The sequence below is a fragment of the Streptomyces sp. NPDC057565 genome (genome assembly GCF_042801455.1).
GTDB classification, from domain to species: Bacteria; Actinomycetota; Actinomycetes; order Streptomycetales; family Streptomycetaceae; genus Streptomyces; species Streptomyces yanii.
In genome coordinates this window covers 33082-58745 of record NZ_JBHVFU010000044.1, presented here as the reverse complement: position 1 = coordinate 58745, position 25664 = coordinate 33082, and the positions used below count along the sequence as shown (strand labels likewise).

The following is a 25664-nucleotide window of genomic DNA, read 5'->3' as shown; positions in this document are numbered from 1 at the left end:
GTGCTTGGCCGAGGGGAACCGGGACATGTCACCGCCGGTCTCGGCAACGATGACCTCCGCCACCTGTCCCGCTCGAAAATACGATTCGGTGCTGTGAGCTGTGGTGGTGTCGTTTGGTCAGGCGGCGCGGTGATACTGGTTGATCAATCCTCCGAGGATGGGTTGTCGCCGGATTCGGTGGGCCTGGAGGTCGGTGATGGCGGCCGGGTTGGACGGTTGGTCGCTGTCCGGGGGTGGCTGCTGGCGGGATTGGTGGGGGCGGTGTCCGTTGTAGTGCTGGATGTACTCGGTCAGCACTTTCACGGCGTGGGCCTCGTTGTAGATCAGCATGCGGTCGAGGAGCTCGCGGCGGAGGGTGCCCACGACTCGCTCGCAGATCGCGTTCGCTTTGGGTGCCCGTGGTGGGCTGAGCAGAATCTCCACGCCGTCGGCCTCGAAGGCGGCGTCGAAGGCACGGGTGTACTTGATGTCCCGGTCCCGGAGGAGGAAACGCAGCGAGTCGATGCGGCGGTCCAGGATCACGGCGAGGTTCCTGTCCTGCTGGACGGTCCATTGCGCGGTGGGAGGGGCGGTGACGCGGGCGAGGTGGAGGCGCCGGGTGCCGTGCTCGATGACGACCAGGGCGTAGAGGCGCTTGAGTGACACGGTGTCGAGGTGGAGGAAGTCGGCGGCGATGATGCCGTGGGCCTGGTCGGTGCGGCACTGGCGCCAGGTCGGCCCGGAGCGCTGCGGGGCGAGGTCGATGCCGGCGGCATGCAGGATGTCCCGGACTGTGGACGGGGCGACCGGGTAGCCCGGGCTGGCGATTTCGCCCTGAATCCGGCGGTGGCCCCAGGTGCGGTTCGCGGGCCAGGCGCAGAATGAGCTGCTTGAAGGCGGGCGCGGTGGAGGGTCGGCCGGGGCGGCGGCGTTGGGCGAACGCCCACTTGCGGGCGAGGAGTTGACGGTGTCAGGCCGGCAGTGTGGTGGGGGTGACCGCGAAGACCTGGCGCCAGCGTTCGCGCGGGATCAGCCGGGAGAGTGCGGCGAGCCAGATCCGGTCGGCGGGCTCGTAGCAGACCCGGGCGATCTGCCGACGCAGCACCGCGTTCTCATGCCGGAGCGCGAGAACTTCCGCATCTTTGGCCATACGGCTGCGCAGTACGGCAGCGGGCACGGTGATCAGATTCCGGACGAGCGTGGCGACGACCGACAGCGACATCCGCAGATCGCCGCAGGCCAGTCGAGGCCTTGTCGCCAGAATCAGCAAACGTGCAGGCCACAGCCGCGAAATCGTTCGAGCGGGACACGTTGATATAGGTCACCCCGGCGGCCGCACGCTTCTTCACGATCTCGTTGATCGTTCTGCCGGACAGGTGCAGCCCCCGCACCGTGGCGTTGCTGCGCCCCTTCAGGTTGCCCTTCGTCGACAGGGCTCGGAAGAGAGGACGGGTCGGGTTGTTGGCGTCGAGTCCCCCGCTACCGCCCCATCAGGAGACCACGCCCGTGTCTCAGCAGTACCCGCACAACTACGACACGGCCGGCGACATTCTCTCCAGCGGCAGCTACTGATCTGTCCCACGCTGGCCCCGAACCGGCGTACTGGTCCGGGGCCAGCTGTGTTCCCGCAGTCTCCGGACTAGAGAACTCCGCGTCAGCCATACCCTGTGCGGTGGCCGACGGGGCTGTGTGCCGCGTGTGGCGTTACGGCGCAGCCGTGCTCACCCCCGAAACATGCCCGAAATACCCATATGGCAATCGAAATCCAATGGGCCCTGGCACTTAGGAGGAGGCATGAGGCATAGGGCACTCCTGGGTTTTCGTCCACTTACAGCCGTCGATCGTGCAGCTAAGAAGGTTCACCATCTTGCAGTTCGCCGACGGTGAGGCACACGGTTTAGCGTTCACAGCTGCGGAGGCGGAGCTGCTGGGTATCGCTACCCCACCCACCGCCAGAAAGGCGGCGGCAATCGAAGCCACAGCCCATCGCGTAGTTTTCCTAGCCATCGTTTCGCCTACTTCCGAGTGACTCGAACCCTGCACCTGCATGGGGCGTTCGTGTTCGGCGAGGGTCCGCACACGTTCAATGGCAGCCACGGGGGGCCTTGCCCCGCAAGCGCGTTGCCCACTCTCGGGAACGGACACGATCATCAGAGCTCTGCACGCCGTATCCAGACTGACGCACAGAGAGCAGCACGAGGCTGTGTTGTCCTTTAACTTCAGTCTGCCCCCTCAGCGACTTGAGTGCATCCACAACCCCGCGATCTCCCGCCCGCCGACGGTGACATGGGCACAGATCTGTGCCTTGCCGCTGCCGACCGCTGTGACGACCTCGTCGGCATCGACCTGTGCAACCTTCTCGTTGCTGCTCGAATAGGTGATCACCACTGGGCCGGACGTCTGGTTGTCGGCTTTGAGGGCAAGGTCGTCGCCGACCACCGTGCCCCCGGTCGGATCCATGTTCCGGGTGTTGATCCGATCGTTGAAGTCGTCCGCGTAGTCGCTGCGGGCAATCGTGATGTCGTCGGCACTGTCGAAGGTAAACAACGGAGCCGTGTACCGCGCGGGCAGCGTCTGGGCGGTCACCCGGGCCGTGTCACCGATGCGCATCCGTTCAGCGCCGCCCTGGAGCTTCACTCATGCGTGCCGCCTGACGTGGTTGCTCCGGAAGGTCAGGTCCCCGACGCTCCGGCCGGCCGCCAAGGCGCCCCCGGCCATGTCGAACCTGTTGTCCTCGATCAACACGTTACGGTGCATCGGTTGCCCCGGCACGACCTCGCGGTTGGTCGGATCGAACCAGATCACCGGACCGGCCGGCCGCTCGAAGACGTTGTTGCGAATGACCACGTCTTGCACCGGGCCCGATTCGAACCACTGGTAGGCATCGGACGAGATGTAGATGCTGGCCATGCTCATGCCGTCGAAGTGGCGGCGGGTCACCGTCACCCGACTTCACACTTCTCCTCCACGGCAGGCCTTCACTTGAGGACATCTGACGTCTTATGCTTCGGCGAAATTAGAAGGAGCGGACACGCGCCACTCCGGACGAAAGGGCAGTTATGTCCCGTTTTAGTCGAAGACTTCACTGGCAAGCAGGGCTGGCCAGCCTCTCCGCCGTCGTGGCCCTGACCGGCGTCACACCCACGGCCGCGGCCGCCGAGCCGGCACCGGACTTCGACGCCACGCCTCCGCAAGCGGGCACGCCCTTCTACACGGAACAGCAACTCGCCACCAACGGCGAGGGCGGATTCCCCAACTACCGCATCCCGGCACTGACCGTCACCAACGGCGGCGACATCCTCGCCTCATACGACGGCCGGCCTACCTCGATGGACGCGCCCGGCCCCAACTCCATCGTGCAGCGTCGCTCCACCGACGGCGGCACGACGTGGGGCGAGCCGACCCTCGTCCACAAGGGCAACGTCGAAGCACCCATCGAGGGCTACTCCGACCCGAGCTACATCGTCAACCGCCACACCGGCGACATCTTCAACTTCCATGTGAAGTCCTTCGACAAGGGCTTCGGCGGCTCGCAGGCGGGCGTCGCCCCCGACAACCGCAATGTGCTGCACGCCGAGGTCAGCGTCTCCCGCGACGACGGCCGGACCTGGGAGCACGAGGTCATCACCGCAGACATCACCACCGACCTCGGCTGGCGGTCCCGGTTCGCGGCCGCCGGCCGGGGCATCCAGCTGAAGTACGGCGAGCACGCGGGGCGCCTGATCCAGCAGTTCACCATCATCAACGCTGCTGGCGCCTTCCAGGCCATGTCCGTCTACTCCGACGACCACGGCAAGAGCTGGAAGGCCGGAAAGCCCGTCGGCGTCGGCATGGACGAGAACAAGACCGTGGAGCTCTCCGACGGCCGCGTCATGCTCAACTCCCGCGACTCCCAACGCTCCGGCTACCGCAAGGTCGCCATCTCCGAGGACGGCGGCGTCACCTACGGCGAGGTGACGATCGACCGCGAGCTGCCGGACCCGACGAACAACGCCTCCATCGTCCGCGCCTACCCCAACGCACCGAAGGGCTCCGACCGGGCCAAGGTGCTGCTGTTCTCCAACGCCGGCTCCACCAGCCAGCGCGCCAACGGCACGATCCGGATGAGCTTCGACGACGGTGAGACTTGGCCGGTCAGCCGCGTCTTCCAGCCGGGCGGGATGGCCTACTCAACCCTGGCGACCCTGCCGAACGGCAACATGGGCCTGCTCTACGAGCCCGGCGGGGGCAACGCCGGCATCCGGTTCGCGCAGTTCAACCTCGCCTGGCTGAACGGCGTCGCCGCTCCGGTCACGGCCTCCGGCGCCTCCGTCGAGCGCGGCACCACGCAGTCGTTCGAGCTCACGGTGACCAACCAGAGCGGGAGCGCGCTCCACGTGCAGGACCTCGCCCTCACGGTGCCCGCTGGCTGGTCGTACGACCTGACAGCGCCGGACCGGATCCTGCCCGACGCATCCGCCACCGTGAAGACCACCCTCACCGCCCCGGCGAGCGCGCGAGGCGGCGCGTACCCCCTGACCGCCACGCTGACCGACACGAAGGGACATACCTCGAAGAGCACCCTCACGGTCAAGGTGCCGAAGACCGAGGACGAGCTCACGCCGGGCCGCATCCTCGTCACGGGCGGCAAGCTGACCAACCCGCAGACAGACGGCTACCAGGTCGGCGACGAGCTGGCCTTCACCTACACCGTCACCAACCTCTCGGACGCCGCCACCACAGTCGCGCCGAGCGGGAACCTCGAGGACTTCGACCCGGCGACCGCCGCCCGCAACTGCCGCTGGCGCGGCCTGGCCGCGGACGCCTCGTACACCTGCACTACCCCGTACCACGTCGTCACCCAGGAGGACCTGACCGCAGGCCACTTCACCCCCCGCTCGAGCTGGACCTCCACCTCCGGCAACACGGTCACCGCCGTGGAGCACACCGGCGAGCGCATCAACCTCGGCTGAGTCTGTCGCACGCGGCGCGCACCGCTTCGAACGGCGCTGCGCGCCCCGTGCCCAGTCATCGAGGTCCGCCCCTTCGACCGCGACGGCTTGGGCCTGCATGCCTCCGCGTCGGATGTCCTCGCCGAGCGCGATCCGGTCCACCCGCTGCGGCTCGTCCAGGACGACCGAGGAGTGCTGCTACAGGCTGTTCTGGGTCGAATCGAACGCGTCTACGCAGTCACCAGCCTGACGGCCCACCAGGCGACACCCGCTGACCTGGCCGAACGCGTACGCGGGCACTGGGCGATTGAGAATCGTGAGCACCATGTCAAGGATGTGACATTCGGGGAGGATGCCTCGCGGGTGCGGACCGGCAGCGCACCGCGGGCGATGCCTCCCTGCGGAACCTGGCCATCGGCGCGCTCCGCCTGGCAGGGCGGGACTACATCGCCGAGGGCCTGCGCCATCACGGGCGGGACATGACGCGGCCGCTGGTGACCCTCGGACTCACGTGATCCTTCCCGGCCGATCGCGAGAACGACGGAACCCTGGATCAGGGACAGGGACAAGCAGACTCCTGGGGATGGATGTTGGGCGGGTGCGTGACGAGGGAGGTGTCGTCAGATGGCGCCGAAGCGGCCGGGCAGGGTGGCGACCGTGCGTCCTTCCTCGGCCGCTCTTTCAGCCTCCGCCCGGGGTGAATGTGGCCCGCACAAGCGCCGTACTCGCGCTGGTTCAGCTCCCCGGCCTCGACGCACTGCCCGTCTTCGACGATGTACCAGCTCATCTTCCGGACCACGCCCGTGTCGGTGGGCAGGGCCGAGACCAGCGACAGCACGGACGATCCGCGCCAATTGCTCGCGTCTGACAGTGCCTCGTCCAGCAGTAGCGTCCGGCGGTCAAAGCCACCCGGAACGGAAAACGAAGGGCCCGTTCGGGGTGGGCTTGACGTGTTCTGTTGCCACACGAGCCGCTGGTGTGGGCATCCTCAAGCCCGATCCCCTGCTGGTGGAGACCAGACCGAAGCCTTTGGAGACGAGACCTGTCCCGGGCTACCCGCCAGCCCGCAGAAGCCGATCAAGAACTGCCACCAGCAAGCGGGAAGCATCGCGCACCGCGCGATGCTTCCCGGCGCCGTACGCAAGATCGGACAGCCGGAAAGTACGCAAGATCTGACATCTGGGAAGGAAGTACGAAGGGAGTTCCCTCGAGCACTCCGGACGGCACTCATACAGTCGCGATCACGATGCGCCGCCGTCTCGGCACCGGTCCGACCTCCCCGTCACCGTCCCGGCCGATGCCGAGCAGCGCGGCTGCTGGCGGCCAAGCGAATCGAGCCGAACGCACTCCTGGAGGCTCGCTGCGACGCAGAGCCAGTGCCCGTACGAACAGCCCAGGTGGGACGGTACGCGCCACGCAGCTCGTCGAGCCGACGACCCGCACCAGCCCCCTGGCGCCACGTTCAGCCTCGCGCTGCGCTCCGGCGCATGGGGCGTCGGCTACAAAATCGAAACCGTCCGCCTGCTCCTCGCCTGCGGATTCAAGGACCTGGACCGGCACCGGGTCTGGGGAGCCCGCTCCACCTCAACACGGAATCGGCGCGGACGACGACACGGGCCGGACTCGTGGAGGCGACCGTATCCCTGAGCGCTTCCTGCGAAACGGACACTGGCGAGACTCGCTCGGCCATACAGGCGACCTTCGATCACGAGTGGTCTGCGGATTCAGCGTGGAGGAGTGTCTCCCGGCAACAGCAGTGTGGGCGGTCCGTGGAGGGCGAACGAATGGTAAGTCGCTGCGTCAGCCGAGCCGGAAGCGTGCCTTCTGCTTCGAGCCCTTGAACTGGGTACAGACCGTCCCCTTGGTCAGTTTGTACCCGCCTGCCCGTCCGCTGTGGCCCCACAGGGTCTCCACTGCAACGCCGGGTGCCCTGCCGTTGTCGCCTGTCCAGCTGGACTTCTTCCAACCGCTGACCTTCGAGCCCCCTCCGGACTTCCTGTACGTCCACCAGGCCCAGTAGGCGTGCCCCTTCTTGCCCGACACCTTGTGGGCGATGATTCGGCACCCGGTGGGGCGACGCCTCGGTGTATTCGATGACGATGCAGTAGTCCTCGCTCCGGGTACATCGGTGAGTCTCAACGGAACTGACCTTGCCGTTGGCCTCCGCGAGCGTCGGGGCCGACACGAGTAGTACGGCACCGACTGTCATACACATGATCCTTCACATGCCAGGGTCAACGGCTCTCCGCCGCAGAAGTGCGGACGACACATGGGCCATCACCCACACGAGGCGGTTGTGAGGCCACACCTCCTTGGGCTACTGGGTGTGAAGGATGGCCCTATTTGATTTCGTAAGCCTGTGCATCCGTGCCCACCATGCCTGCTCTGACCAGCAGAAACGCCGCGCTGCGACGAGCGATCCGACCGGTCCGCAAAGGACGAATCTGCCGGGCAGGAGCTACAGACGGAATCCTCCCCCCAGTGCAGATGGCTGCGTGCGCGGCCCGGGGATCCCAGCTCGTACGGCGGGACGCGGCGTTTGCGCATGGCCCCATGGCTGCTGTGCCGCGATGTTACGGTGCGCCGCGGCATCGAGGAGAGCTCGTGGGACGGTGGCTCCGCCCTGGCGTGCCGTCTCCAGCAGTGCTGCCGCAGCGATCTGCTCGGCGGGCATCACGGCTCGGTACGTGCCGGTCAGCGAGTCCAGTTGTCGGTGGTGAACAGAGTAGAAGCGCCGCTGTCCTGGATTGTCGGGGCCGGGTCGGTGCTCGACGGAGTCGGTAACCAGTCCGCTCTGTGCCCGCTTCACCGCCAGCGGCGCGGCTGCGGCCAGCTGCCACCCGGTGGCGGGCAGCCGGTACAGCAATGCCGCCAGAGCGCCCACGCCCTGCACGTCGTCCAGGATTTCGCGAACTGGCCGCGCTTCGGCGCGTCCTGCTCCGTCCGGTCGCCACTGCGCACCGAACAGCAGCTGGCCCACCCGCACGGCCGAGGTGTGGGCGATCACGGTGGCCGGGTGGGGGACGACCTGCGGCAGGCGGACCACCTGGCCGCGTCGGACGATGTCATAGCTGGGCGGCGGCAGTTTGGGGTGGGCCCGAGGGTCTGCCAGGTCCACAATCCGATGCCACGCGGCCGCAGACTGCTGCCACGCCTGTGCGGAACTCCGCAGGGCTCCGGCTGCCTCCCGCTGAACTGCAGCGATCGCCGCGTCCGGGAGCTGTTCGGCGACGCGCAACAGCAATCGGCCCGACAGCAGGCGTCCCATCGCTGTCCAGCGGGACAGCTGTTGCAGGTCCGATCCGCTCAGCCGATGTCCGGATCGGTCGTGCAGGGTGTCGAACGCGACCCGGGACAGCCGGTCGCAGTCCTCAGCCAGGCGCTCGGGAACATCCCGGGTGTCGTCGCTGCCGTGCGCCTGGACCGGTTCGACGGGCAATGCGAGCGAGAAGGCCGCGATCCCCCAGTCGGCGTTCCGGGTCCCCTCCCGGCCGAATACCGCAGCCTTGGCCAGAGATGATCGGACATTGGCGAAGGCTGCTTCAACGCCGGGGTCCTCGACGCCCCTGCCCAGGACGATAACGATCCGATTTGCCTCCCACACGAGTTCGGCGGACCGTCGGGCAAGGTATTCGCGAGCGGGACGGGTACTGAACGCGTAGGCGTAAGCGGTCAGCGGGGCCCGGTCGGGCCCGTGATGGCTCTCGATGAGATCACGCACCGCGTTGACAGCTGCGGTCGCACCCGCGATGCCGTCCCCCGCCGAGCCGGACGCGATCGCCGCCGGGGATGGCAGCAGTCGCTGAGCTGTCTGCAATGCATCTCGGGCCTGGGCAACGTGGAAGCCGAGGTCGCTGGCCGGCGAGGCGTCGTCGATGACGCTGAGCCCCGCAGCCAGATCCGCCAAGAACTGGTCTAAGAGGCGGCTCACGGCTGCCCGGTCAGACGTGACGGGCTGCTCGGCCGCGGCTCGCAGATTCGCGCCGGCTGTATCGAAGAGCTCTCCCAGAGTGGCCACTACTGCTCCCGGACCGTCGTGAGGGCCTCCCGCGCGGCGGATGCGTGTCGGGCCGCCTCGCTCAGGCGGCTCTGCGCGCCTGAGCTGCTGTCCCCGGCCGAGGCGAGGCGAACAAGCGCCCCATGGGTCCGATCGAGCAGGCCGATGTAGGGAGCAACACCGGCCGTTCCGGGCTCGATCTCTGCCAGCTTGAGGGGAACGCCCGTCTCCGGCACGGGCAGCAGATCCCGGGCGGTGAAGCATTCCTGCGCAACGACGAGCGCCTGCAGTTCGTCGCTCGCGTTGTCCCAAGCGATGGCGTCCGCCAGACGGCCCGCGAGGTCCAGCGCATCCCATGCGGCGGCCAGAACCGTGTATGCGTCCGACTCCGACAGCGCTTCACTCACTCTGTTCAGCTCTGCGCTCATGACCTCGATCCCCTCCCTGAAAATGTGTGTATAAGGCAATCGTGGCACCGCCCCGTCAAAGCTCCCAGCCCCCTGTGGACAGAGAGGTCTCTGTGGACAACGACGTATCCGGTTGAAAGGACACCCGAATCTCCCTGCGTACTGGCTGGACGGCGTCGCCGTTCACCACTTGCGAGAGAACACCCACCCCCGCTACGCCGCCTCCACCTCAACCCCGGCCTCGGTACCAAGAAGCTCGCCCGGCTCACCGCCCGCGACGTCCGCACCTTGCTCGACGGGCTCCGCACCACCTGCCAATGCTGCGCCCAGGAACGAGACTCCGTCCGGCGGTCCTGCTGCGCCATCGGCCAGTGCTGCGAAAAGCGCCTGTCCCCGCTGACCGTGACGTACGTCCACGCCGTCCTCAAATCCGCCCTGGAACGCGCCGTCCGCGAGGACGAGCTGCCACGCAACGTCGCCCGGAACGTCAAGACCGCCACGCCCCGCCCCAGACGCTTCCAGCCTCTCACCGTCTCCGAAGCCCGGCAGTTCCTCTACGAGGCCAACGACAACCGGCTGCACGCTCTGTACGAACTCGCACTGCGCACCGGACTCCGCAAGGGCGAACTCCTCGGCCTCCACTGGGAAGACCTCGACCTCGACGGCGGCACCGTCACCATCCACCGCTCCCTCCAGCGCACCCGCACGCAGGGTTCGACGGGGATGCCTTCGGCCTGGTTGGTGAGGAACTCCGTCCAGGTCGGGCCGGTACGGCGCGGGGCCGGGTCGATGCCGGCCGTGTGGAGGATCCCCCAGACCGTGGAGGCTGCGGTCGGATACCCAAAGTCGGGCCAGTTCGCCCTGGATCCGCCTGTGCCCCCATCGCGGGTTCTCCCGGGCAAACTGCAGGATCAGCTCCCTGAGGGCGGCACTGGTCGGTGGCCGTCCGGTGCGGGCGCGTCGGGCGCTGTAGGGGCCCTCCCCCAAGGCCGGGTAGTTAGCGTTCTCGCAGGTCATGCAAGGGAGTTGAAGGATTCCCGACGCAGAGCAACGGAGCTCGTTGGTACAGAAAGTCGTCCAAGACAGCTTGTACCCGAGGAGCTCCGTTGCCGTTCCATTCTGTCCTGCCGTCCGCCGTGACGGCCATCACCCGTACGGTCACCGTGGCCGCGGGCCGGTTCGCGCCGGGCCATCTGGGTGCACTGACCGCTGTCGTGCCGTTTGAGCTCGTCGACGCGGTCCTTCAGGAGACGCGGACGGTACAGCGGCGGCTGCGTGATCTCCCGTCCCGGGTAGGGGTCTACTTCCTGCTCGCGATGTGTCTGTTCCCCGAGGTCGGCTACCGGCTCGTCTGGGACAAGCTGACGGCACCGCTGGTGGGGATGCCGGTCGTCTCTCCGACCGCGAAGGCGTTGCGGGACCTGCGCCGCAGGCTGGGGGTGGCGCCGGTGCGGGCGTTGTTCGAGATACTCGTGGGGCCACTGGCCCAGCCGACAACGCCGGGTGTGCGGTTCGGCCCGTACCGGACGGTGTCGTTCGACGGCTGCAGTTCCCAGCGGGTCCCCGACAGCGCACGCAACCGGGCCTGGCTGGGACGTACGTCTCATCACGGTTATCCGACAGTGGAGTTGATGACGCTGGTCGAGACCGGAACGCGGGCCTTGATCGGCGCGGTGTTCGGACCGACCGCCGAGGGCGAGACCGGCTATGCCTCCCGCCTGCTGCATCTGCTGCGGCCGGACATGCTGGTCTTGTGGGACAAGGGCTTCGACGGCAACGACTTCCTGGCCGCGGTGGCCGCGACCCGCGCTCAGGTGCTGGGCCGGCTCCGCAGTAATCGCCGCACCCCTGTCCTGGCCCGGCTCGCCGACGGCTCGTACCTGTCGGTCATCGGCACCGTACGCGTGCGGATCGTCGACGCGCAGATCACGGTGACCTGCGCGGACGGCACGACCTTTACCGGCGCCTACCGGCTGGTCACGACCCTGACCGATGCCCGCCGCTACCCCGCCACCGCCCTGGTCGCCCTCTATCACCAGCGGTGGGAACACGAATCGGCGTACTACGCCCTCCGGCACACGATCATGGCCGGGCGGAACCTCCGCTCGGGCGACCCGGTCGGCGTCGAGCAGGAGATGTGGGCCCTGCTGACGCTCTACCAGGTGCTGCGGACCGTGATGGTCGACGCCGCGGAGTCGCGGCCCGGCACCGATCCGGACCGCTGCTGCTTCACCATTGCCCTCCAAACCGCCCGTGACCAGGTCATCCAGGCCGCCGATGTCGTCTCCAGCAGCGACGGCACCGAACTGGTCGGGCTGATCGGGCACCGGCTCCTGAACCGCCTCCTGCCACCCAGGCGGCAGCGCGTCAGCACCCGCAAAGTCAAGTCACCCATGTCCCGCTACAGCGAGCGCCGCGACGACAGCCGGCCCGACACCAGCCGTGCGGTCACGAGCCTTGACGTCACCGTCCTCGTGCCCGGGGCCGAAGAGCGCACGCTGCCCACCGCATCGAGGGACGACCGGCATGCCGCCCCCGCCGAGCGCCGTCGGCACCGGATCCTGTCCCTGCTTCACGAAGACCCCACCCGCCTGTGGCGGCCTCGTGAAATCGCCGCTCACTTCGGCGACATCACCTTGGACACCATGTACAGACAACTGAACCGCTGGGCCGCCGACGGCCTCATCCACAAGATCGGCCCCGGCCTCTACACCGCCACAATGTGGTCACCAACTCCCTTGCATGACCTGCGATAACGCTAACTACCCGGCCTTGGGGGAAGCCCCGTAGTCCCACTTCGCGGCGATCAACCTGAGATGCCAGGCCAGCAGGGTCCCGGGCATGACGGGGAAGACTTCGCGCCAGCGGCAGCGGGGTATCAGCCTGGACAGGGCGGCCAGCCAGAACCGGTCTGCGGGCTCGTAGCGGACAGGCTCTGCAAGCTGACGCCGTAGCACCGCATTCTCATGCCGGAGCACAAGCAACTCGGCGTCCTTGGACCGGCAGCTGCGACCGAGGCCAGGCCATCGCCTACGCGCACCGCCAAGGCCTCGCCTGAACCCACTGCAACCGTTCCCCCGGCCTCAGGCTTGGCCGAAACTCCGGTCAGCTCGTGGCGACTTCCGCGGAGACCACGTTGACAGTTACACGGCGGTGCGTGGCGAACAGACGGAGCGCGTCCGCCAGGGCCTCGATCAACCGGCAGGCCAGCCAACGGTATTCGGTGCCGAAAGAGTTGGCGCTCCGGGTGCCGTGGCTTCTCGGGCGTACTCCAGCAGCTCCTGGCCCATGCCAAGCTGCACCGTCTCGATGCTGTCGGCGAGGTAGAGAGGTAGCCCCGGCCATCAGTGCTCAGGTAGCAGGGCTTCCCCTCCGGGCTGGTCCACGGCAATGGGCGGGGACCTTCCCCAGCCGACGCGGCGTCGTGCAACTCTCTGCGACGCATGCGGTCGGCATCACTCCCGGGCTGGCTCATTGGGCACCCCCGGCCTGGGTCACTGATGGTGGACACATCGACCGTAGGCACTGACCTGCACGGACTGAGGCGCTGGCACCGGTCCTCCTTCGTTGGCAACCGGCCAGCGTCGTGACTGGTAAAAACCACGACGCTGACCGGCTACCGGTCACCTACCTTCCGTTGATGGCGACCTCGAGCAGGTCGGTAGTTGACCCGTTCGAGCCGCCGTCGAACACCAACTTCACGTACTGGGCCTGTGCGCTAAGCGGGTACTGGTCGCTGAACCCGAAATAGGCAGTGCCCTTTGGGCCGTTGACGGTGCTGGCATCGTTCCAGGTCACGCCGTCGACACTGGTTTGGATCTTGATCGTCTTGGGCGTGTTGACGTATCGCTGATCCAGCGTGTTGAAGTTGATGGCGATGTTCGAGACATCAGACTTCGCGGGAAGCTTGAATTGAATCCAAGTCTGCTCGCTTCCTGGTACCGACCACTTCGACTGATCGAAGTGATCGCCGTCGATGAGCCTGCCGTCGGTGAGGTTCGACACCGCATCTTGGCCCTGGCCGGCTGTGATCTCGGCACCCTTCGCAAGGTTCCGGTACGGCAGCAGGTCCATGAATACCCGGTTTGTCGTATAGGTCTTACCGTTCAGTGTCACGTCTGCCCAGACGACTCCTCTCGTGGATGCCTCGACCTGCGGGGTGATGACCTTGTTCCCCTTGAACGCGAACGTATCTGTTTCCTTGATGGCGACCGGCTTGTACTTGTCCCCGCCGGTCAGATCGACGACTCCGCCATGCCATTTGACCTGTGCAGCGTCCAATCCGATGGGCCCGCCTGTGGCCGACCTGCCTTCGAGCTTGTACTCGAGCCCGTCGTTCAGGCCGAACTCGCCGTATGCCTCTTTCCCCTCCACCATCAGCGATGCGCTGATCGTGTCGGCGGCATAGACGAGGCCATCCTTGACCGTCACCTTCAGTTCGCCTTGCTTGGTCACTCCTTCATAAGTGCCGCGAACCGTGATGCTCGTCGTGCCATCCGACACCGGATGCACGATTCCACTCGGGCGAACCTCAGCTATCCCAGGATTCGCGCTGCTGTAGGTCACGCGCGAAAGCTTGGCCTTCAGGGCGGGATACGTCATGTAGCCCTCGGCATTGACCTTCAACACCTTCGGCGCCAGCTGCTCACCGGTCACATCGATGTTGGTCAGCTTGTACTTGCGCTCAGGATTGTCGGTCACGATCTTGATGATCGTGTCGATCGGGTCTTCCTGCAGATCAGCCAGGTTGATGGTCAGGCTGTCGCCGTCCTGCTCGAACGACGTGACCGGGCTGTCACTGTTCAGCCATTTCACCGAACTGACCCGATCCTTGACCGGGCGAATGGTCAGCGACTTGTCGCTGATCGCATCGAGGCCCTTCTTGCCGTCCGGCCCCTTCATGATGTGAAGGTAGATGTTGTTGTCCCGGGCGGTCGCGTAACCCCATTGCGGGCCAGTCGTGCTGTTGGGGCGAGCGAACTTTTCGTAATTTCCTCGTCCGTCGTCCTCGTAGCCGTAGCCGGCCAGGAAGTACGGCGTTGTGCCCGTCGTGGACTCGTGCCGCTCCGGCTTACCCTTCGGCCCGAACCAGTCGGCCAGCCCTTCTCTTACATCGATGAACTCCTGTACAGCCTTCGGGTACCTCGTGGCGATGTCCTGGGGAGAGTCCCAGTTCGGTCCCCGGCTGTCGATAACACTTTGATCGTTGTTGTCGACAAGACCTCGACCAGCGTTCATCAGCATTTCTTTGGCGACCTGCCTGAAGTCGTCGCGCTTTCCGTAGTACGGCGACAACATGTTCTTCGTGTGGATCATCTTCCACGGTTCCATGACCGTCCGCTTCAGAAGGTGATTCCCATGCGCTGGGGAGTAGATGCCTGACGCCTCGTCGGTTCGCAGGTCCGGATCGCCGTACTCGACGCCCCAGGCGTTCGAGTTCACGACGACCTCGTCGCTGTAGTTGCGAATGAGGCTGTACATCACGTCGAAATTGGCGTTGGGCATTGCCTGCGGACCGTCAAAGTAAAGATAGTCCGGAGCATAGCGGTGGATGAGATCCTCCACGTTCTGCACGAGCACATCAGTGGAGTAATGCTGCAGACCGCCACCCTCGGTTGCGTAGTACAAGCCGAACTTCATGCCGTGACGCTTTACTGCTTGCTCGTACTGCCTCAGTCCGTCTACCACCTTCCCGTTCTCATCCTTGGGAAGATACTCTGCCCTGCTGTGCTTCGGGTCTGCGAATTTGGACGGCCAGAGGTAGTTCTGCTGCAGCGACTCGACCGACACCAGCGAGTGTCCTTGACGCTTCGCTCTCTCTGCCCATCGGTCAACGGAGTAGTTCGGATCCACGAAGTAGTTGTATGTCGGGGTGGCATGGGTCAGTGCACCGACCCTGCCTTCTTCGAACCACTTGTTGGGGCGCTCCTTCACCGTGATGGTGAAGTCCTTTGAAGCAGTGTTCCCGTCCTTGTCGGCCACCTGGACGGTGAAGTGGTAGTCGCCCGGCCTGGTGTTGATGCTGATGATGCCTTTGGTGCTGTTCAGGTCGGCTTTCCCGTCGACCAGTCCGGTCGCGATGGAGCCGTCAGGGTCCAGCTCCAGACCTCCGGGCAACTTCCCGTCGACGATCTTCCACGTATAACCCGGCGCGCCACCAGCAGCCATGAACTGGAAAGCCGAAGCGGAGACGCCGTACTTGTTGGAGGCGGCTGACTTGTTCCAGACGTACGGCCATTCCTTGTAGCCGGTCGGCATGTTGCCCTGCGGAAGCGAAGTGTGGATCGCATCGTCGGTCGAGAGTCCTTGCGACACGATCTGCAGGCTCCCCGACGGCCCTGCCACGGAATTGACCAGGTCATTGATCTTGTTGCCGTTCTGGTCCGTCACCCGGCCGTAGAACCCGAGATAGGCTACGTTCTGGTCTTTGGCGATCGGCACGCCATTTGAATTCACGTCCTCGGTGTAGGTGTGCTTGATCTGAATCATCAGCTTGTTCCAGCCTGCGTGCAGCTGAACAGCTTGCTTCGTCAGATCCTTCTGCACCTCCACCGGAGTGCTTGGGGCCGTCAGGCAGCTATCGTTCGCATACAGCCGATACGAACCGCTCGCCCCGACATTGAAATATGCCTGCCGCTCGACCGGACTGTAGACGTACGTGTGCGCGTACACGTACTTGTTCCGCGTATCGACACCCTTCTTTACGGAGTAGTACCCGTAGAGATCCTGGTAGTCGTCGTAGGTCCGGTTGTAAATGCGGTCGTCGAGGTACTCCCACTTGGCGCCTTCGTCACCGAAGCTCAGCGACTCGCCCACCTTCGGGGTGACCTTCGTCTTCCCGTCGACTGGGGTGTAGGTGCCGGACGGCAATCCCGCAGAACCGTACAGGCTGACCTCGGCGGCCGAGGTGAAGGGTTGCCCGTTTTGCGAACTCAGGGCCCGCAGCCGCACGTGCTTGGCAGTGACCGGTGGGAAGGTGACCGTCTTCACTTCGGCCCCGGCGCTGAATGTGCCAGTGGCTATCGGTGTGCCCCACGAGACGCCGTCGTTGCTGACCGACACCTCGTAGTTCGCGATGTTCCCGTTGGTGCCGCCGCCCTGCCGTGGCAGGTACGTCAGCTTGTCGATCACGTGCGGCTCGGTCAGCGTGATGTCGAGCCAGTGCGGCATGGGTGCGACACCGCCGGAGTACGCGGTGTGCCAGATGGTCGACGGGTCACCGTCGACCGCGTTGGCCGCGGCACCGTTCTCCGCCGCGGTCTCGACACTGTCGGCGACGGCTGACCACCCGGGCTTCGAGTCATCGGCTTCACAGTCGTACTGCTTGTCGACCACCGGAGAATCGAACGGGCCCGACACCAGCCACGAGTTGATGAACGGAGCGTTCCCTGTCACCTGCTGCGCAGATGCCTGATTTGCCGTTGATGCACCAAATAGGAGTGATGCAATGATCATCACCCCTAAGGAAGACGCAATCTTTCTATGACTTTTTCTCACTGCCGAGTGATCCCCTCTTCATCAGTGACCATTCCGCGCCCCGCCATTGCAGGGCATGCGGGAGTGACAGGCGCGCGACGCGTCAGGAACGGCTCCTACCGTGGCGGAGGTGAGGGTGAACTTGTCGGCGTTCCTTCACTCAGAACACCGGCGACAGCGCCAGTGTCGTTGTTCAGGACCAGCCGGCTACCTCTGCTGCGAGGGAAGCGACGCGCCAGTCCACGGTGGCACCCCGGGCACGGGAGCGGCGGCGCCTCGATGTCGTGCCGAGACGGGTTGCGAGATGCTCAACTTCAACTGACCGCAGATCTCGCATGGTTCAGACTCTTTTGACGGCCTGCAGTCCTCACCGAAGCCCCCCTCCCCGCCCAGACCTGCGTATGCACCCCAGACCCACAGCAGTGTGTGGTTTGATCGCGGGCCAGTCAAGCAGTCAAACAAAATCTATCTGTCACCTTCAGGAAGATAGACCTAATACATCTGACCCACTACAGGTCGGTGACCACGCGGCGCATCGTGTCCGAGTTCGGTGCCTTCCCCAGGCCGAAGGCACCGCAGCGCGGTCATGGGGCGGACTGGAGAAGCTGCTGCGAGGCTTCGAGGGGCAGGCGCGGGTGGCCGTGGACAGCAAGTGCCTGCGGGGCTCGCGGGATACAGCCGGGCAGGCAGTGATGGTGCTGGGGGGCGATGTTGCAGGACGGCACGCTGGTCGCACAGCAGATGGTGGCGGACAAGGGGAGTGAATACCCCTGCGTCTGCTGCGGAAATTGCCGACCGCAGAGGCGAGCGCCATCGCGATCGCGACGACGCTGCACTGGATCTTGTGCAATCTTTTCATTACACGTCCTTGTACTTGTCGAGATGGCCGATGCCCCGCTGTTGTAGATCTTCAGCGGCCCATCCGCCCCCACAGCCGTCCTCAAGTCGCAGAATCGAAGCCTCCCTCCTGCCCACACCGCTGCATTCAGGGATGCCAGGATGTTTCGCATCCTGGCCAAGAACGGGGGAAGTAGATCAGATCTATTCTCGCCCGGCAAGGGCTCTAATGGAGGCACTTGTGGCGCGCCGGCATGCAACAAAGCCAACCCATGACGATGGCCAGGCACGCGCAACGGGTCCCGTGTCGCTCTCTCGTCGACTCGTGGCCCGGCTTCCGTGCCTTCGAATCGCAACGAGCGCCTACTATGCAGCCAAGAACCGCTCCCCCAGCGCCCGGTCGATCCGCGACACGGAGCTGAAAACTCAGATCAGCCGCGTCCACACGGACAACTTCAGCGTCTACGGAGTTCGGAAGGTCCGGCGGCAGATGCACCGCGAAGGCATACCGGTGGCCCGTTGCACCGTCGCCCGGCTGATGCTCGACCGCCTTGAGGGCGCCCGACGCGGGAAGAAGATCCGCACGATCTGACGCGCAGCAAGCCCATACAGCACAGGGGCTTGGAGCGCGATCGGCGGCAGGTGACCTCTCTCGGCGGCGCCGTCTGCGCAGGCCGTTCGCGGAGGCCAACCACCTGATTTCAATGGCCCATGTATCCGCTGTACGAGGGAGCCGTCATGGGCCGTCGAAGAGCTTCCGACACGGTCAGGCGGATGCGAGGAAATCCTGCGGTCCGAGGTCCGGCTCGCTCCTCACCTCCAGTACCGAAGCCCCTGTCCCCTCCATGTCGAGCACCACGACGTCGTTGCTTCCGGCGCGCCAGAGCGGGCCCGGTGCATACAGCGTGCGCTGAGGTCCGCGGTCCCAATGCCGGCCGAGCAGAAAGCCGTTGACCCAGATGAGAGCGCGGGAAGTTCCCGGCAGGGCGAGGAAGGCGTCGGCGCTCTCCGGGAGTTCGACCTCCGCGCGGCGGAACACTGGGCCTTCGGTGCCGATCGCCGCCGCATCGGTCGGCACAGGGCTGAGATCATCCAGGGGCATGACGTGGATGTCCCACCCGAACTGGAGCTGCTGCCGCACCCGCACGCTGCCGATCAGACCTTTGCGATCGGTTATATGGGGGCCGTAGTTCACTCGGCCGAAAGGTTCGACCAGGATCTCCAGGTCGAACCCGCCGTCGGGGACGTCGATTTCGAAGCCCGGCACCGGCATGTCACGCTCCAGGCATCCGACCAGGCAGCCGTCCACGAAGACGTGCGCGAAGTCGCGGACACCCTCGATGTAGAGGGTCGCCGGTCCCGGGGCCGCGGTCACGCGGCGCCGGTAGAGCACCAGCCCGTGGCCATGGCCCAGCTTCTCCAGCGGTTCGGGTGTGCGCCGCCGGTAGGTCGCAGCCAGCGCATCGGTGTGGTCGCGGAGCGCAGCCGTCGGGCGCAGGGCGACCGTCTGCGGCCGTACACGGGACGGCGGCGCGGGCAGTGGGCCGTCCGGCAGCTCGGCGTAGCGACCGATGACCTCGCGGAACAGGTGGAACTTCTCGGTCAGCTCGCCGGCCTCGCCGACCGGAGCGTCGTAGTCGTAGCTCGTTGTCGTGGGCTGATATCCGGGATCGCTCTGCCGGACGCCAGTGTGGTTCGCCCCGGCCCACCAGCCGAAGTTGGTACCGCCGTGCGCCATATAGATGTTCACCGACGCACCAGCGGCGAGGATCTCCTCGAGGGACTTCGCCGCGTCGTCGGCCCGCCGTCCGTGGTGCTGCTCGCCCCAGTGGTCGAACCAGCCGTTCCAGAACTCCATGCAGAACAGGGGGCTGTCGGGCCGGGCCTCGCGCAGCGCGGCGAACGCGTCGTGGGCCCGGGATCCGAAGTTCACCGTGGCCAGTGTTCCCGGCAGGGTCCCGCCCGCCAGGTTCCAGGACTCGTACCCGTCGGAGGTGAACAGCAGACAGTCGATGCCGCGCGCCGTCAGGCCGTCGCGCAGGTGTGCCAGATATTCGGAGTCGGCGCCGTAGCTGCCGTACTCGTTCTCCACCTGCACCGCTACAACCGGACCTCCTGCCGAGCTCTGAAGCCGGGCGATGATCGGGATCAGCGTGTCGTACCAGCGGTCCACGGCGGCGAGGAAGTCAGGGTCCGCACACCGCAGACCCGGGGCGTCGTCGGCGAGCAGCCACCAAGGCAGGCCCCCGAAGTCCCACTCAGCGCAGATGTACGGTCCGGGCCGGACGATCACGTCCAGCCCGAGAGCACCGGCCTCGCCGATGAAGGCTTCAACATCGCGCCAGCCGTCGAAGCGGGCGACGTCCGGTGTCGGCTGGTGGAAGTTCCAAGGCACGTAGGTTTCCACGGTGTTGCATCCGAGGGCGCGCACCCGCTCCAGACGGTCGCGCCACAGGCCGGGGTGAATGCGGAAGTAGTGGATCGCCGCCGAGACGACGCGGTGTTCGCGGCCGTTGCGCAGCAAACGGTCCCTGTCGACGGTGAGTCCTGGCTGGGGGTTCATGGTGCCTCATCTCCAGTGGTTGTGGGTGACGGACGGTGGATGCCGAGCGTCGGGACTCTGCCCGAACGCTGGCCTCGCGGACATGCATGATTCCCATCTGTGGGCATGCATGTTTCCCAACTAAGTGCCCTCCAGGGGCCGATAGATGCGGCTTGACTCTTGACGCGTCGGGCACAGACCCGCACACTTATGCCCACTGCAGGCCCGAATCTACAACAGTTTCGGACTAGAACCACCGAAAGTAAACATGACGGGCGCTCAACTCGCCTGTCGAATAAGTGGGATACATCGAGCACCGGGTCGCGACGATGTATCGACCCTGGGCCTCACGATCGGCCCGGCGCGCTGCGCATGGCGCGAGGGAACGCGAGTCTCTGGGATGGGCCTGCGGCTGCGCACCACCTCATCCACAGGGCCTCCTCGGGTGCCCTGTCCGTCACCAATCGCTTCCCTGAGCCGTCGGAGGAAACACAATGGCACGTTCTCGCATCACTGCCATGAGAGTGGCAGCTGTGGCCATGGCCGCGGGTCTGGTCCTGACGGCCTGCGGCTCCGGTGACTCGGCCCCGGAGGCCGCGTCGTCCGGACCGGTCACCATCGAGTTCTGGGGCTGGGCGCCGGGCTACGACAAGGCCGTCGCCGCGTTCAACGCGAGCCACAAGGACATCAAGGTCAAATACAACACCATTGCCTCCGGCGGCAAGGGCGGCTACGCGAAGATGCAGGCCGCCGTGAAGGCCGGCAACGGTCCGTGTCTTGGGCAGGTCGGCGACGAGTCGATACCGAGCTTCGTGATGGACGGCACCTTGATGGACATCTCCGAGAAGGCATCACCGGAGCAGGACAAGTTCTACCCGGTGGCCTGGAGCGGCGTGCAGGTCGGCGGCAAGGTGTACGGCATCCCGATGGACTCCTCACCGATCGGGATGTTCTACCGCGCCGACTTGTTCAAGAAGTACGGCATCAAACCGGCCAAGACGTGGGACGAATACGCCAAGCAGGCCGCCACCGTCCACGCGGCTGACCCTCACAAGTATCTGGCGACCTACACCGGCAACGACGTCAGCTGGCTGATCGCCCTGGCCCAGCAGGCCGGCGCCAAGTGGTTCGACACAGTAGGCGACTCCTGGAAGGTGGACTTCAACGACCCGGCCACCGCGAAGGTCGCCGCCTACTGGCAGCACCTGCTCGACGGGAAGCTCGCCCTGTCCGAGAACGGCTACGAACCGACCTGGTTCAACCACCTGCAGGACGGCACCATCGCCTCCTACATCGGGCCGGTCTGGTTCGCTCCGATCCTCAAGGACAACGCGGCCACCTCCAGCGGGAAGTGGGCTGTGGCCCCGGTGCCCTCCTGGGACGCCGCCAATCCGGCGGGGGGAAACATGGGAGGCTCGGCCACCTCCGTCCTGACCGGCTGCAAGCACCCCGAGCAGGCCGTCGCCGCGGCCACCTGGATCAGCACCGAAGCCGCCGGCCTGGACCCGATCGTCAAGGCCGCCGGCATCCTGCCGGCGGCGAAGTCCGGCGTGAACTCCCCGATGCTGGCGGAAGGACTGCCGTTCTACGGCGGCCAGCAGGTCTACAAGGTCTTCGGCGCCGAAATGCCCACCATCCCGTCCACCTGGACGTGGGGCCCGATGAACAGCCAGATGAACAGCAACATCCTGGACCAGCTCGGCAAGGTGCAATCCGGTGGGCCGAGCATCCTGGACGCGCTGACGTCGGCCGAGGCCAAGATGCACGCCGATATGAAGGCCAAGGGCCTGTCGGTCGCCACCGGGTGAGGCCAGGTCGTGGGGTCCGCTGCGGCCGGACCCCACGACAGCCCCGCCTCACTCACCGGCCGCCCCATCGGCCTGAAGATCAGGGAAGAACATGGATACTCGTGTCGCCGAAGCACCTCCCACAACAGCCCACCGACGGTCGGCACCTTCCCGGCAACGTGGCCGACGGCGCATTGCCCAACGTAGTCGACGCATCGCGGTCTGCGGCCTGCTCGCGCCGTTCGCCGTCACGTTCATGCTGTCGTTCCTCGCCCCGCTGGGCTACGCCGTATACGAGAGCTTCTTCAAGCAGAAGCGTTCAGGCCTGGGTTTGACCCCGCCGACGCAGGCGTTCGCAGGATTCACCAACTACACCCAGGCTTTACACAATCACGACTTCACCGCGGGCGTGTGGCGCGTGCTGCTGTTCGGAGCTGTTCAGGTCCCGGTCATGCTCGGCATCGCGCTGCTGCTGGCATTGGTCGTCGACGCCAAGAAGGATCGCTTGGCGCGGTGGTTCCGGCTGGCGGCCTTCCTCCCTTACGCCGTGCCCGGGGTGATCGGGGCGATCATGTGGGCGTTCCTCTATCTGAAGGGGTCCAGCCCGTTCGTGCAGGCATTCTCGACGTTCGGCCTCGACGTCGACTTCCTGTCCCGGCACCTGGTGTTGGCCTCGATCGCGAACATCGTGACCTGGACCTGGACCGGCTACAACATGATCGTCATCTATTCGGCGCTGCAAGCCGTGCCTACCGAGCTCTACCAGGCCGCCGAGGTCGACGGCTGCGGCCCCTGGCGCATCGCCTGGCACATCAAGATCCCCCTGGTCGCCCCGGCACTCGTCCTCACCGGCGTGTTCTCGATCATCGGCACGGTGCAGCTCTACAACGAGCCCACCGTCCTCAGAGCCCTGACCTCGACGATCAACGCCACCTACACACCGAACATGGCCGTGCAGAACGTGGCCTTCACCTTCAACGACTACAACCTGTCGGCCGCCATGGCGGTACTGCTCGCTCTCGGCACCTTCGTCCTGTCCTTCGGATTCCTGCACCTGACACGCCGATTCACCGAGAGGTCCGCCAGCTGATGCTCCCGACCCGCCCCCGCGGCCTGCTCCCCGCGTCCCTGATGTTCGTCGCTGGCGCCTACTTCCTGATGCCGCTGTGGTGGCTTCTCATCTCCTCGACCAAGAGCAGCACCGCGCTGTTCAGCAGCCAGCCCCTGTGGTTCTCCCACTTCAACCTGGTCACCAACCTCAGACAGCTGTTCACCATGGACGACGGGATCTTCGGCCGCTGGCTGCTCAACAGCGTGCTGTACGCGGGCGTGGGCGCCGCCGCGGCGACCCTGGTGTCGGCCATGGCCGGCTACGCGCTGGCCCGCTACACCTTCACCGGACGGCAGGTCGTGTTCGGAGTCATCCTCGGAGCCGTCCTGCTCCCGTCGTCGCTGCTGGTGATGCCGCTGTACCTGTTGTTCTCGCAGATCGGCCTGATCAACACTGTGTGGTCGGTGCTGATCCCCACTGTCGCCAGCCCGTTCGGGGTCTACCTTGCCCGGGTCTACGCTGCTGACGCCGTACCCGAAGACGTCCTCAACGCCGCGCGGATGGACGGCGCCGGTGAGTTCCGGATCTTCTTCACCATCGGTGTCAGGATGATGACCCCCGCCTTGGCGACAATCTTCCTCTTCCAGTTCGTCGGCATCTGGAACAACTTCTTCCTCCCGTTGGTCACGCTCAACGATCACCGGCTGTGGCCCGTGACGCTCGGGATCTTCTCCTGGAACAGCCAGCCCCAGACCCTCTACTACAACGTCGTCGTCACCGGTTGCCTGGTCTCGATCTTCCCGCTTGTCCTAGCTTTCGTCCTGCTCCAGCGGTTCTGGCGCTCCGGCTTGGCCTCCAGCGCCGTCAAGCTCTAGTCCCGGTTCGCCCGACCCATACCGGCTCGGGCTACGCTCTGGAGGGACCAGCACACAAAGAGTGAAGAGGGCCCGGTTGCCGAGTACCTCGTGCCGCGGAGCGGCAGATCGCCGCAGGGCCGGGATCACGGTCCTGCGACAATCTGCCTTTCGGGCCTCCGGCAGTAGAGATCACTTGAGACGTCGGGTGGTCGGGCGGCCGTCCCAGCGGTATTGCGGTGTCGCCGGCCGGATGAGCATGCGGAGCGTAGCGACCGGCGAGAGTTCATCAACCCGGCTGGCCGAAGCCGATGCCGGGTGCCGTCGGGGCCTGCACCAGCCCGTCGGCACCCACCGCCGGCTCGCGCTGCACGGGGTTGGTGTACACCAGGGACTCGTAGTAGGTGGTGTTGGAAATCGCCATGCACAGGTGGGCGTTGACCACGCCGCTGCCGTGCACCTCGGCCCGCAGCTGGCAGCTGTTGGCCAGATGCGCGATGCGCATGGCCCCGGTGATCCCGCCCTTCAACTGCGCGCTTCTCCTGACCCGGCCCGCCGAGCCGGTCGCGATGAAGTCGCCGACGTTCATGTGCGCGCCGTCGGAGGTCTCCGCGACCAACAGCGGGACATCGACCTGCTCGCCTCGCCCTGCGCGAGGGTCCCGTCATGCATGCTCTGCTGGCCGTTGCCCACGTAGAAGGAGACGGGGGGCAGGTTTTCGAACCCTCCGGCGTGGTCGGGAAGTCCTCCTGCCGCTTGTCCATCGAGTTCAGGTTGCCCGCAGTACCCGGCGTGGTCTTGTAGCGGAGCCACTGCGTGAGCTTGGCCTGGTTGGCGTGTACGCGGTGTCGGCCGGGCACGTGCAGGTCGGATCGACCGGAAGAGTGCGGGAATTCTCGGAACTCAGTCCGCGAAGTAGTCGGGATACCGGGCCTGGAAGACCGGTGCGGTCTCCAGGACCCTGCGGGCGTGCCTGCTGATGTTGGCGTGGCCGTGTATGGCGTCGCCGGACTCCAGCGCGTCCACGATCGCCGTGTGCTCGTCGATGAGGACCCGCACTGTCTCGGGGTCGGGCAGGCTGAGCCGCCGGAACCGGTCCAGGTGCATCTTCATCGGCTGCATCAGCTGCCAGGCGCCCGGATAGCCGCTCATCTCGAAGATCTGCCGGTGGAGCGCCTCGTCGGCGGCGAAGAAACCGCCGAGGTCATGGGCCTCATGACAGCGTTCCTGTTCAGCGAGAAGGGTGCGCAGCCCGGTGACGTCCCGCTCCGGCTTCTCGCAAGCCGCGGCGAACGCGGCCAGTTCCAGGCTCTCGCGAACGAAGCGCGCCTGCTCCACATCGTGCAGCCGGATCGGCTCCACCCGGGTGCCCACCTGGGGCACGACCGAAACGAGACCGCCGTCCACCAGCCGCGCGATGGCCTCGCGCAGCGGCGTGCGGCTGACCTGCAGCTGCTCGGCCAGATCCGTCTCCGACAACGACGCACCCGGCTCGATCCGCAGGTCACGAATGGCCGCAGCCAACTCCTCGTACACCCGGTCGGAGGTCCGCTGGCGCGTCCGGGGACGACCGACCGACGCCAGCGCCGACACCGCATTCAGACCACTGCGCTCCGACTTCATGTCGATCATCATCGCACGCCCGCCCACTTGTATGCAAGTATCCCTGCGGGGCTGAGGGTGCCCGCCCGGTCTGGACGCGGCCCCTGGAGAGCTGCCGCGTCCGGACCGGTTTCCCAGCCTCTCGTAGTCGCGGGCAGGACTCCCGAATACTCCCGGAGAATTCCTGCCACCGAACTGCCG

16 protein-coding genes and 4 pseudogenes are annotated in these 25664 nt (G+C 65.9%); 7 read left to right on the top strand and 13 right to left on the bottom strand.

Going from position 1 to position 25664, the window contains the following annotated elements:
- Window positions 1-117: 117 nt before the first annotated feature.
- The 4 genes from ACFU8W_RS39620 to ACFU8W_RS39605 all read right to left on the bottom strand — a co-directional run bounded on the left by ACFU8W_RS39620 (window position 118) and on the right by ACFU8W_RS39605 (window position 2925).
- Window positions 118-645 (bottom strand): integrase core domain-containing protein, encoded by a 528-nt coding sequence (locus ACFU8W_RS39620; RefSeq protein WP_384048427.1) that lies wholly within the window; start codon window positions 643-645, stop codon window positions 118-120.
- A 304-nt stretch (window positions 646-949) separates the two neighbouring features.
- Window positions 950-1201, bottom strand: a complete 252-nt coding sequence (locus tag ACFU8W_RS39615; RefSeq protein ID WP_384048424.1) for a hypothetical protein — start codon at window positions 1199-1201, stop codon at window positions 950-952.
- Between the two features lie 1010 nt (window positions 1202-2211).
- Window positions 2212-2565: a hypothetical protein gene (locus ACFU8W_RS39610; protein ID WP_384048421.1), complete on the bottom strand. Its 354-nt coding sequence runs from the start codon at window positions 2563-2565 to the stop codon at window positions 2212-2214.
- Window positions 2566-2616: 51 nt separating this feature from the next.
- The gene (locus ACFU8W_RS39605; protein WP_384048418.1) at window positions 2617-2925 is read right to left on the bottom strand and encodes a hypothetical protein; all 309 of its coding nucleotides are present in this window, start codon (window positions 2923-2925) and stop codon (window positions 2617-2619) included.
- A 173-nt stretch (window positions 2926-3098) separates the two neighbouring features.
- Between ACFU8W_RS39605 and ACFU8W_RS39600 the strand changes: the two genes are divergently transcribed.
- On the top strand, window positions 3099-4931 hold the full coding sequence (locus ACFU8W_RS39600; RefSeq protein ID WP_384048415.1) for an exo-alpha-sialidase: 1833 nt from the start codon (window positions 3099-3101) through the stop codon (window positions 4929-4931).
- Window positions 4932-6710: 1779 nt separating this feature from the next.
- Here ACFU8W_RS39600 and ACFU8W_RS39595 read toward each other — a convergent pair.
- The 3 genes from ACFU8W_RS39595 to ACFU8W_RS39585 form a co-directional block, all read right to left on the bottom strand.
- Window positions 6711-6953, bottom strand: coding sequence for a hypothetical protein (locus ACFU8W_RS39595; protein WP_384048412.1), 243 nt, complete (start codon window positions 6951-6953; stop codon window positions 6711-6713).
- Window positions 6954-7368: 415 nt separating this feature from the next.
- Window positions 7369-8841, bottom strand: coding sequence for a hypothetical protein (locus ACFU8W_RS39590; protein WP_384048409.1), 1473 nt, complete (start codon window positions 8839-8841; stop codon window positions 7369-7371).
- A gap of 86 nt (window positions 8842-8927) precedes the next feature.
- Window positions 8928-9335 carry a hypothetical protein gene (locus ACFU8W_RS39585; protein WP_384048406.1) on the bottom strand — a complete coding sequence of 136 codons (408 nt, stop codon included), beginning with the start codon at window positions 9333-9335 and terminating at the stop codon, window positions 8928-8930.
- 139 nt (window positions 9336-9474) lie between these two features.
- Between ACFU8W_RS39585 and ACFU8W_RS39580 the strand changes: the two are divergent.
- Window positions 9475-10034, top strand: a pseudogene (locus tag ACFU8W_RS39580) (tyrosine-type recombinase/integrase); the annotation flags it as partial.
- A gap of 2 nt (window positions 10035-10036) precedes the next feature.
- Here the strand turns inward: ACFU8W_RS39580 and ACFU8W_RS39575 are convergent.
- A pseudogene (locus ACFU8W_RS39575) lies at window positions 10037-10286 on the bottom strand (helix-turn-helix domain-containing protein); the annotation flags it as partial.
- A gap of 134 nt (window positions 10287-10420) precedes the next feature.
- Here ACFU8W_RS39575 and ACFU8W_RS39570 point away from each other — a divergent pair.
- Window positions 10421-12070, top strand: a complete 1650-nt coding sequence (locus ACFU8W_RS39570; protein WP_384048403.1) for an IS4 family transposase — start codon at window positions 10421-10423, stop codon at window positions 12068-12070.
- A gap of 6 nt (window positions 12071-12076) precedes the next feature.
- On the opposite strand, the gene ACFU8W_RS39565 is transcribed toward ACFU8W_RS39570, so the two are convergent.
- On the bottom strand, window positions 12077-12271 hold the full coding sequence (locus tag ACFU8W_RS39565; protein WP_384048400.1) for a hypothetical protein: 195 nt from the start codon (window positions 12269-12271) through the stop codon (window positions 12077-12079).
- 670 nt (window positions 12272-12941) lie between these two features.
- Complete coding sequence (locus ACFU8W_RS39560) at window positions 12942-16769, bottom strand: discoidin domain-containing protein (RefSeq protein ID WP_384048397.1); 3828 nt, start codon at window positions 16767-16769, stop codon at window positions 12942-12944.
- Between the two features lie 1201 nt (window positions 16770-17970).
- Between ACFU8W_RS39560 and ACFU8W_RS39555 the strand changes: the two are divergent.
- Window positions 17971-18213 (top strand): annotated as a pseudogene (locus ACFU8W_RS39555) (IS3 family transposase); the annotation flags it as partial.
- A 180-nt stretch (window positions 18214-18393) separates the two neighbouring features.
- Here the strand turns inward: ACFU8W_RS39555 and ACFU8W_RS39550 are convergent.
- Entirely contained in the window at window positions 18394-20190 is a 1797-nt protein-coding gene (locus ACFU8W_RS39550; RefSeq protein WP_384048395.1) for a beta-galactosidase family protein, read from the bottom strand.
- Between the two features lie 497 nt (window positions 20191-20687).
- Here ACFU8W_RS39550 and ACFU8W_RS39545 point away from each other — a divergent pair, with 497 nt between their 5' ends.
- The 3 genes from ACFU8W_RS39545 (at window position 20688) to ACFU8W_RS39535 (ending at window position 23882) form a co-directional block, all read left to right on the top strand.
- Window positions 20688-21977: an ABC transporter substrate-binding protein gene (locus tag ACFU8W_RS39545; RefSeq protein WP_384048392.1), complete on the top strand. Its 1290-nt coding sequence runs from the start codon at window positions 20688-20690 to the stop codon at window positions 21975-21977.
- A gap of 235 nt (window positions 21978-22212) precedes the next feature.
- On the top strand, window positions 22213-23046 hold the full coding sequence (locus tag ACFU8W_RS39540; protein WP_384048389.1) for a carbohydrate ABC transporter permease: 834 nt from the start codon (window positions 22213-22215) through the stop codon (window positions 23044-23046).
- Window positions 23046-23882, top strand: a complete 837-nt coding sequence (locus ACFU8W_RS39535; RefSeq protein ID WP_384048386.1) for a carbohydrate ABC transporter permease — start codon at window positions 23046-23048, stop codon at window positions 23880-23882. The genes ACFU8W_RS39540 and ACFU8W_RS39535 overlap by 1 nt, the downstream gene beginning before the upstream one ends.
- 268 nt (window positions 23883-24150) lie before the next feature.
- Here the strand turns inward: ACFU8W_RS39535 and ACFU8W_RS39530 are convergent.
- Both ACFU8W_RS39530 and ACFU8W_RS39525 read right to left on the bottom strand, forming a co-directional pair.
- Window positions 24151-24501: pseudogene (locus ACFU8W_RS39530) on the bottom strand (enolase C-terminal domain-like protein); the annotation flags it as partial.
- A gap of 263 nt (window positions 24502-24764) precedes the next feature.
- A complete protein-coding gene (locus ACFU8W_RS39525) occupies window positions 24765-25484 on the bottom strand; it encodes a GntR family transcriptional regulator (protein WP_384048383.1) in 720 nt (239 codons plus the stop codon).
- Window positions 25485-25664 lie beyond the last annotated feature (180 nt).

Coding starts and splice junctions, on each gene's coding strand:
- ACFU8W_RS39615 (WP_384048424.1), bottom strand. CDS start 1,201: ATGTCGCTGTCGGTCGTCGCCACGCTCGTCCGGAATCTGATCACCGTG.
- ACFU8W_RS39585 (WP_384048406.1), bottom strand. CDS start 9,335: ATGAGCGCAGAGCTGAACAGAGTGAGTGAAGCGCTGTCGGAGTCGGAC.
- ACFU8W_RS39560 (WP_384048397.1), bottom strand. CDS start 16,769: ATGATCATTGCATCACTCCTATTTGGTGCATCAACGGCAAATCAGGCA.
- ACFU8W_RS39550 (WP_384048395.1), bottom strand. CDS start 20,190: ATGAACCCCCAGCCAGGACTCACCGTCGACAGGGACCGTTTGCTGCGC.
- ACFU8W_RS39545 (WP_384048392.1), top strand. CDS start 20,688: ATGAGAGTGGCAGCTGTGGCCATGGCCGCGGGTCTGGTCCTGACGGCC.
- ACFU8W_RS39540 (WP_384048389.1), top strand. CDS start 22,213: ATGCTGTCGTTCCTCGCCCCGCTGGGCTACGCCGTATACGAGAGCTTC.
- ACFU8W_RS39535 (WP_384048386.1), top strand. CDS start 23,046: ATGCTCCCGACCCGCCCCCGCGGCCTGCTCCCCGCGTCCCTGATGTTC.
- ACFU8W_RS39525 (WP_384048383.1), bottom strand. CDS start 25,484: ATGAAGTCGGAGCGCAGTGGTCTGAATGCGGTGTCGGCGCTGGCGTCG.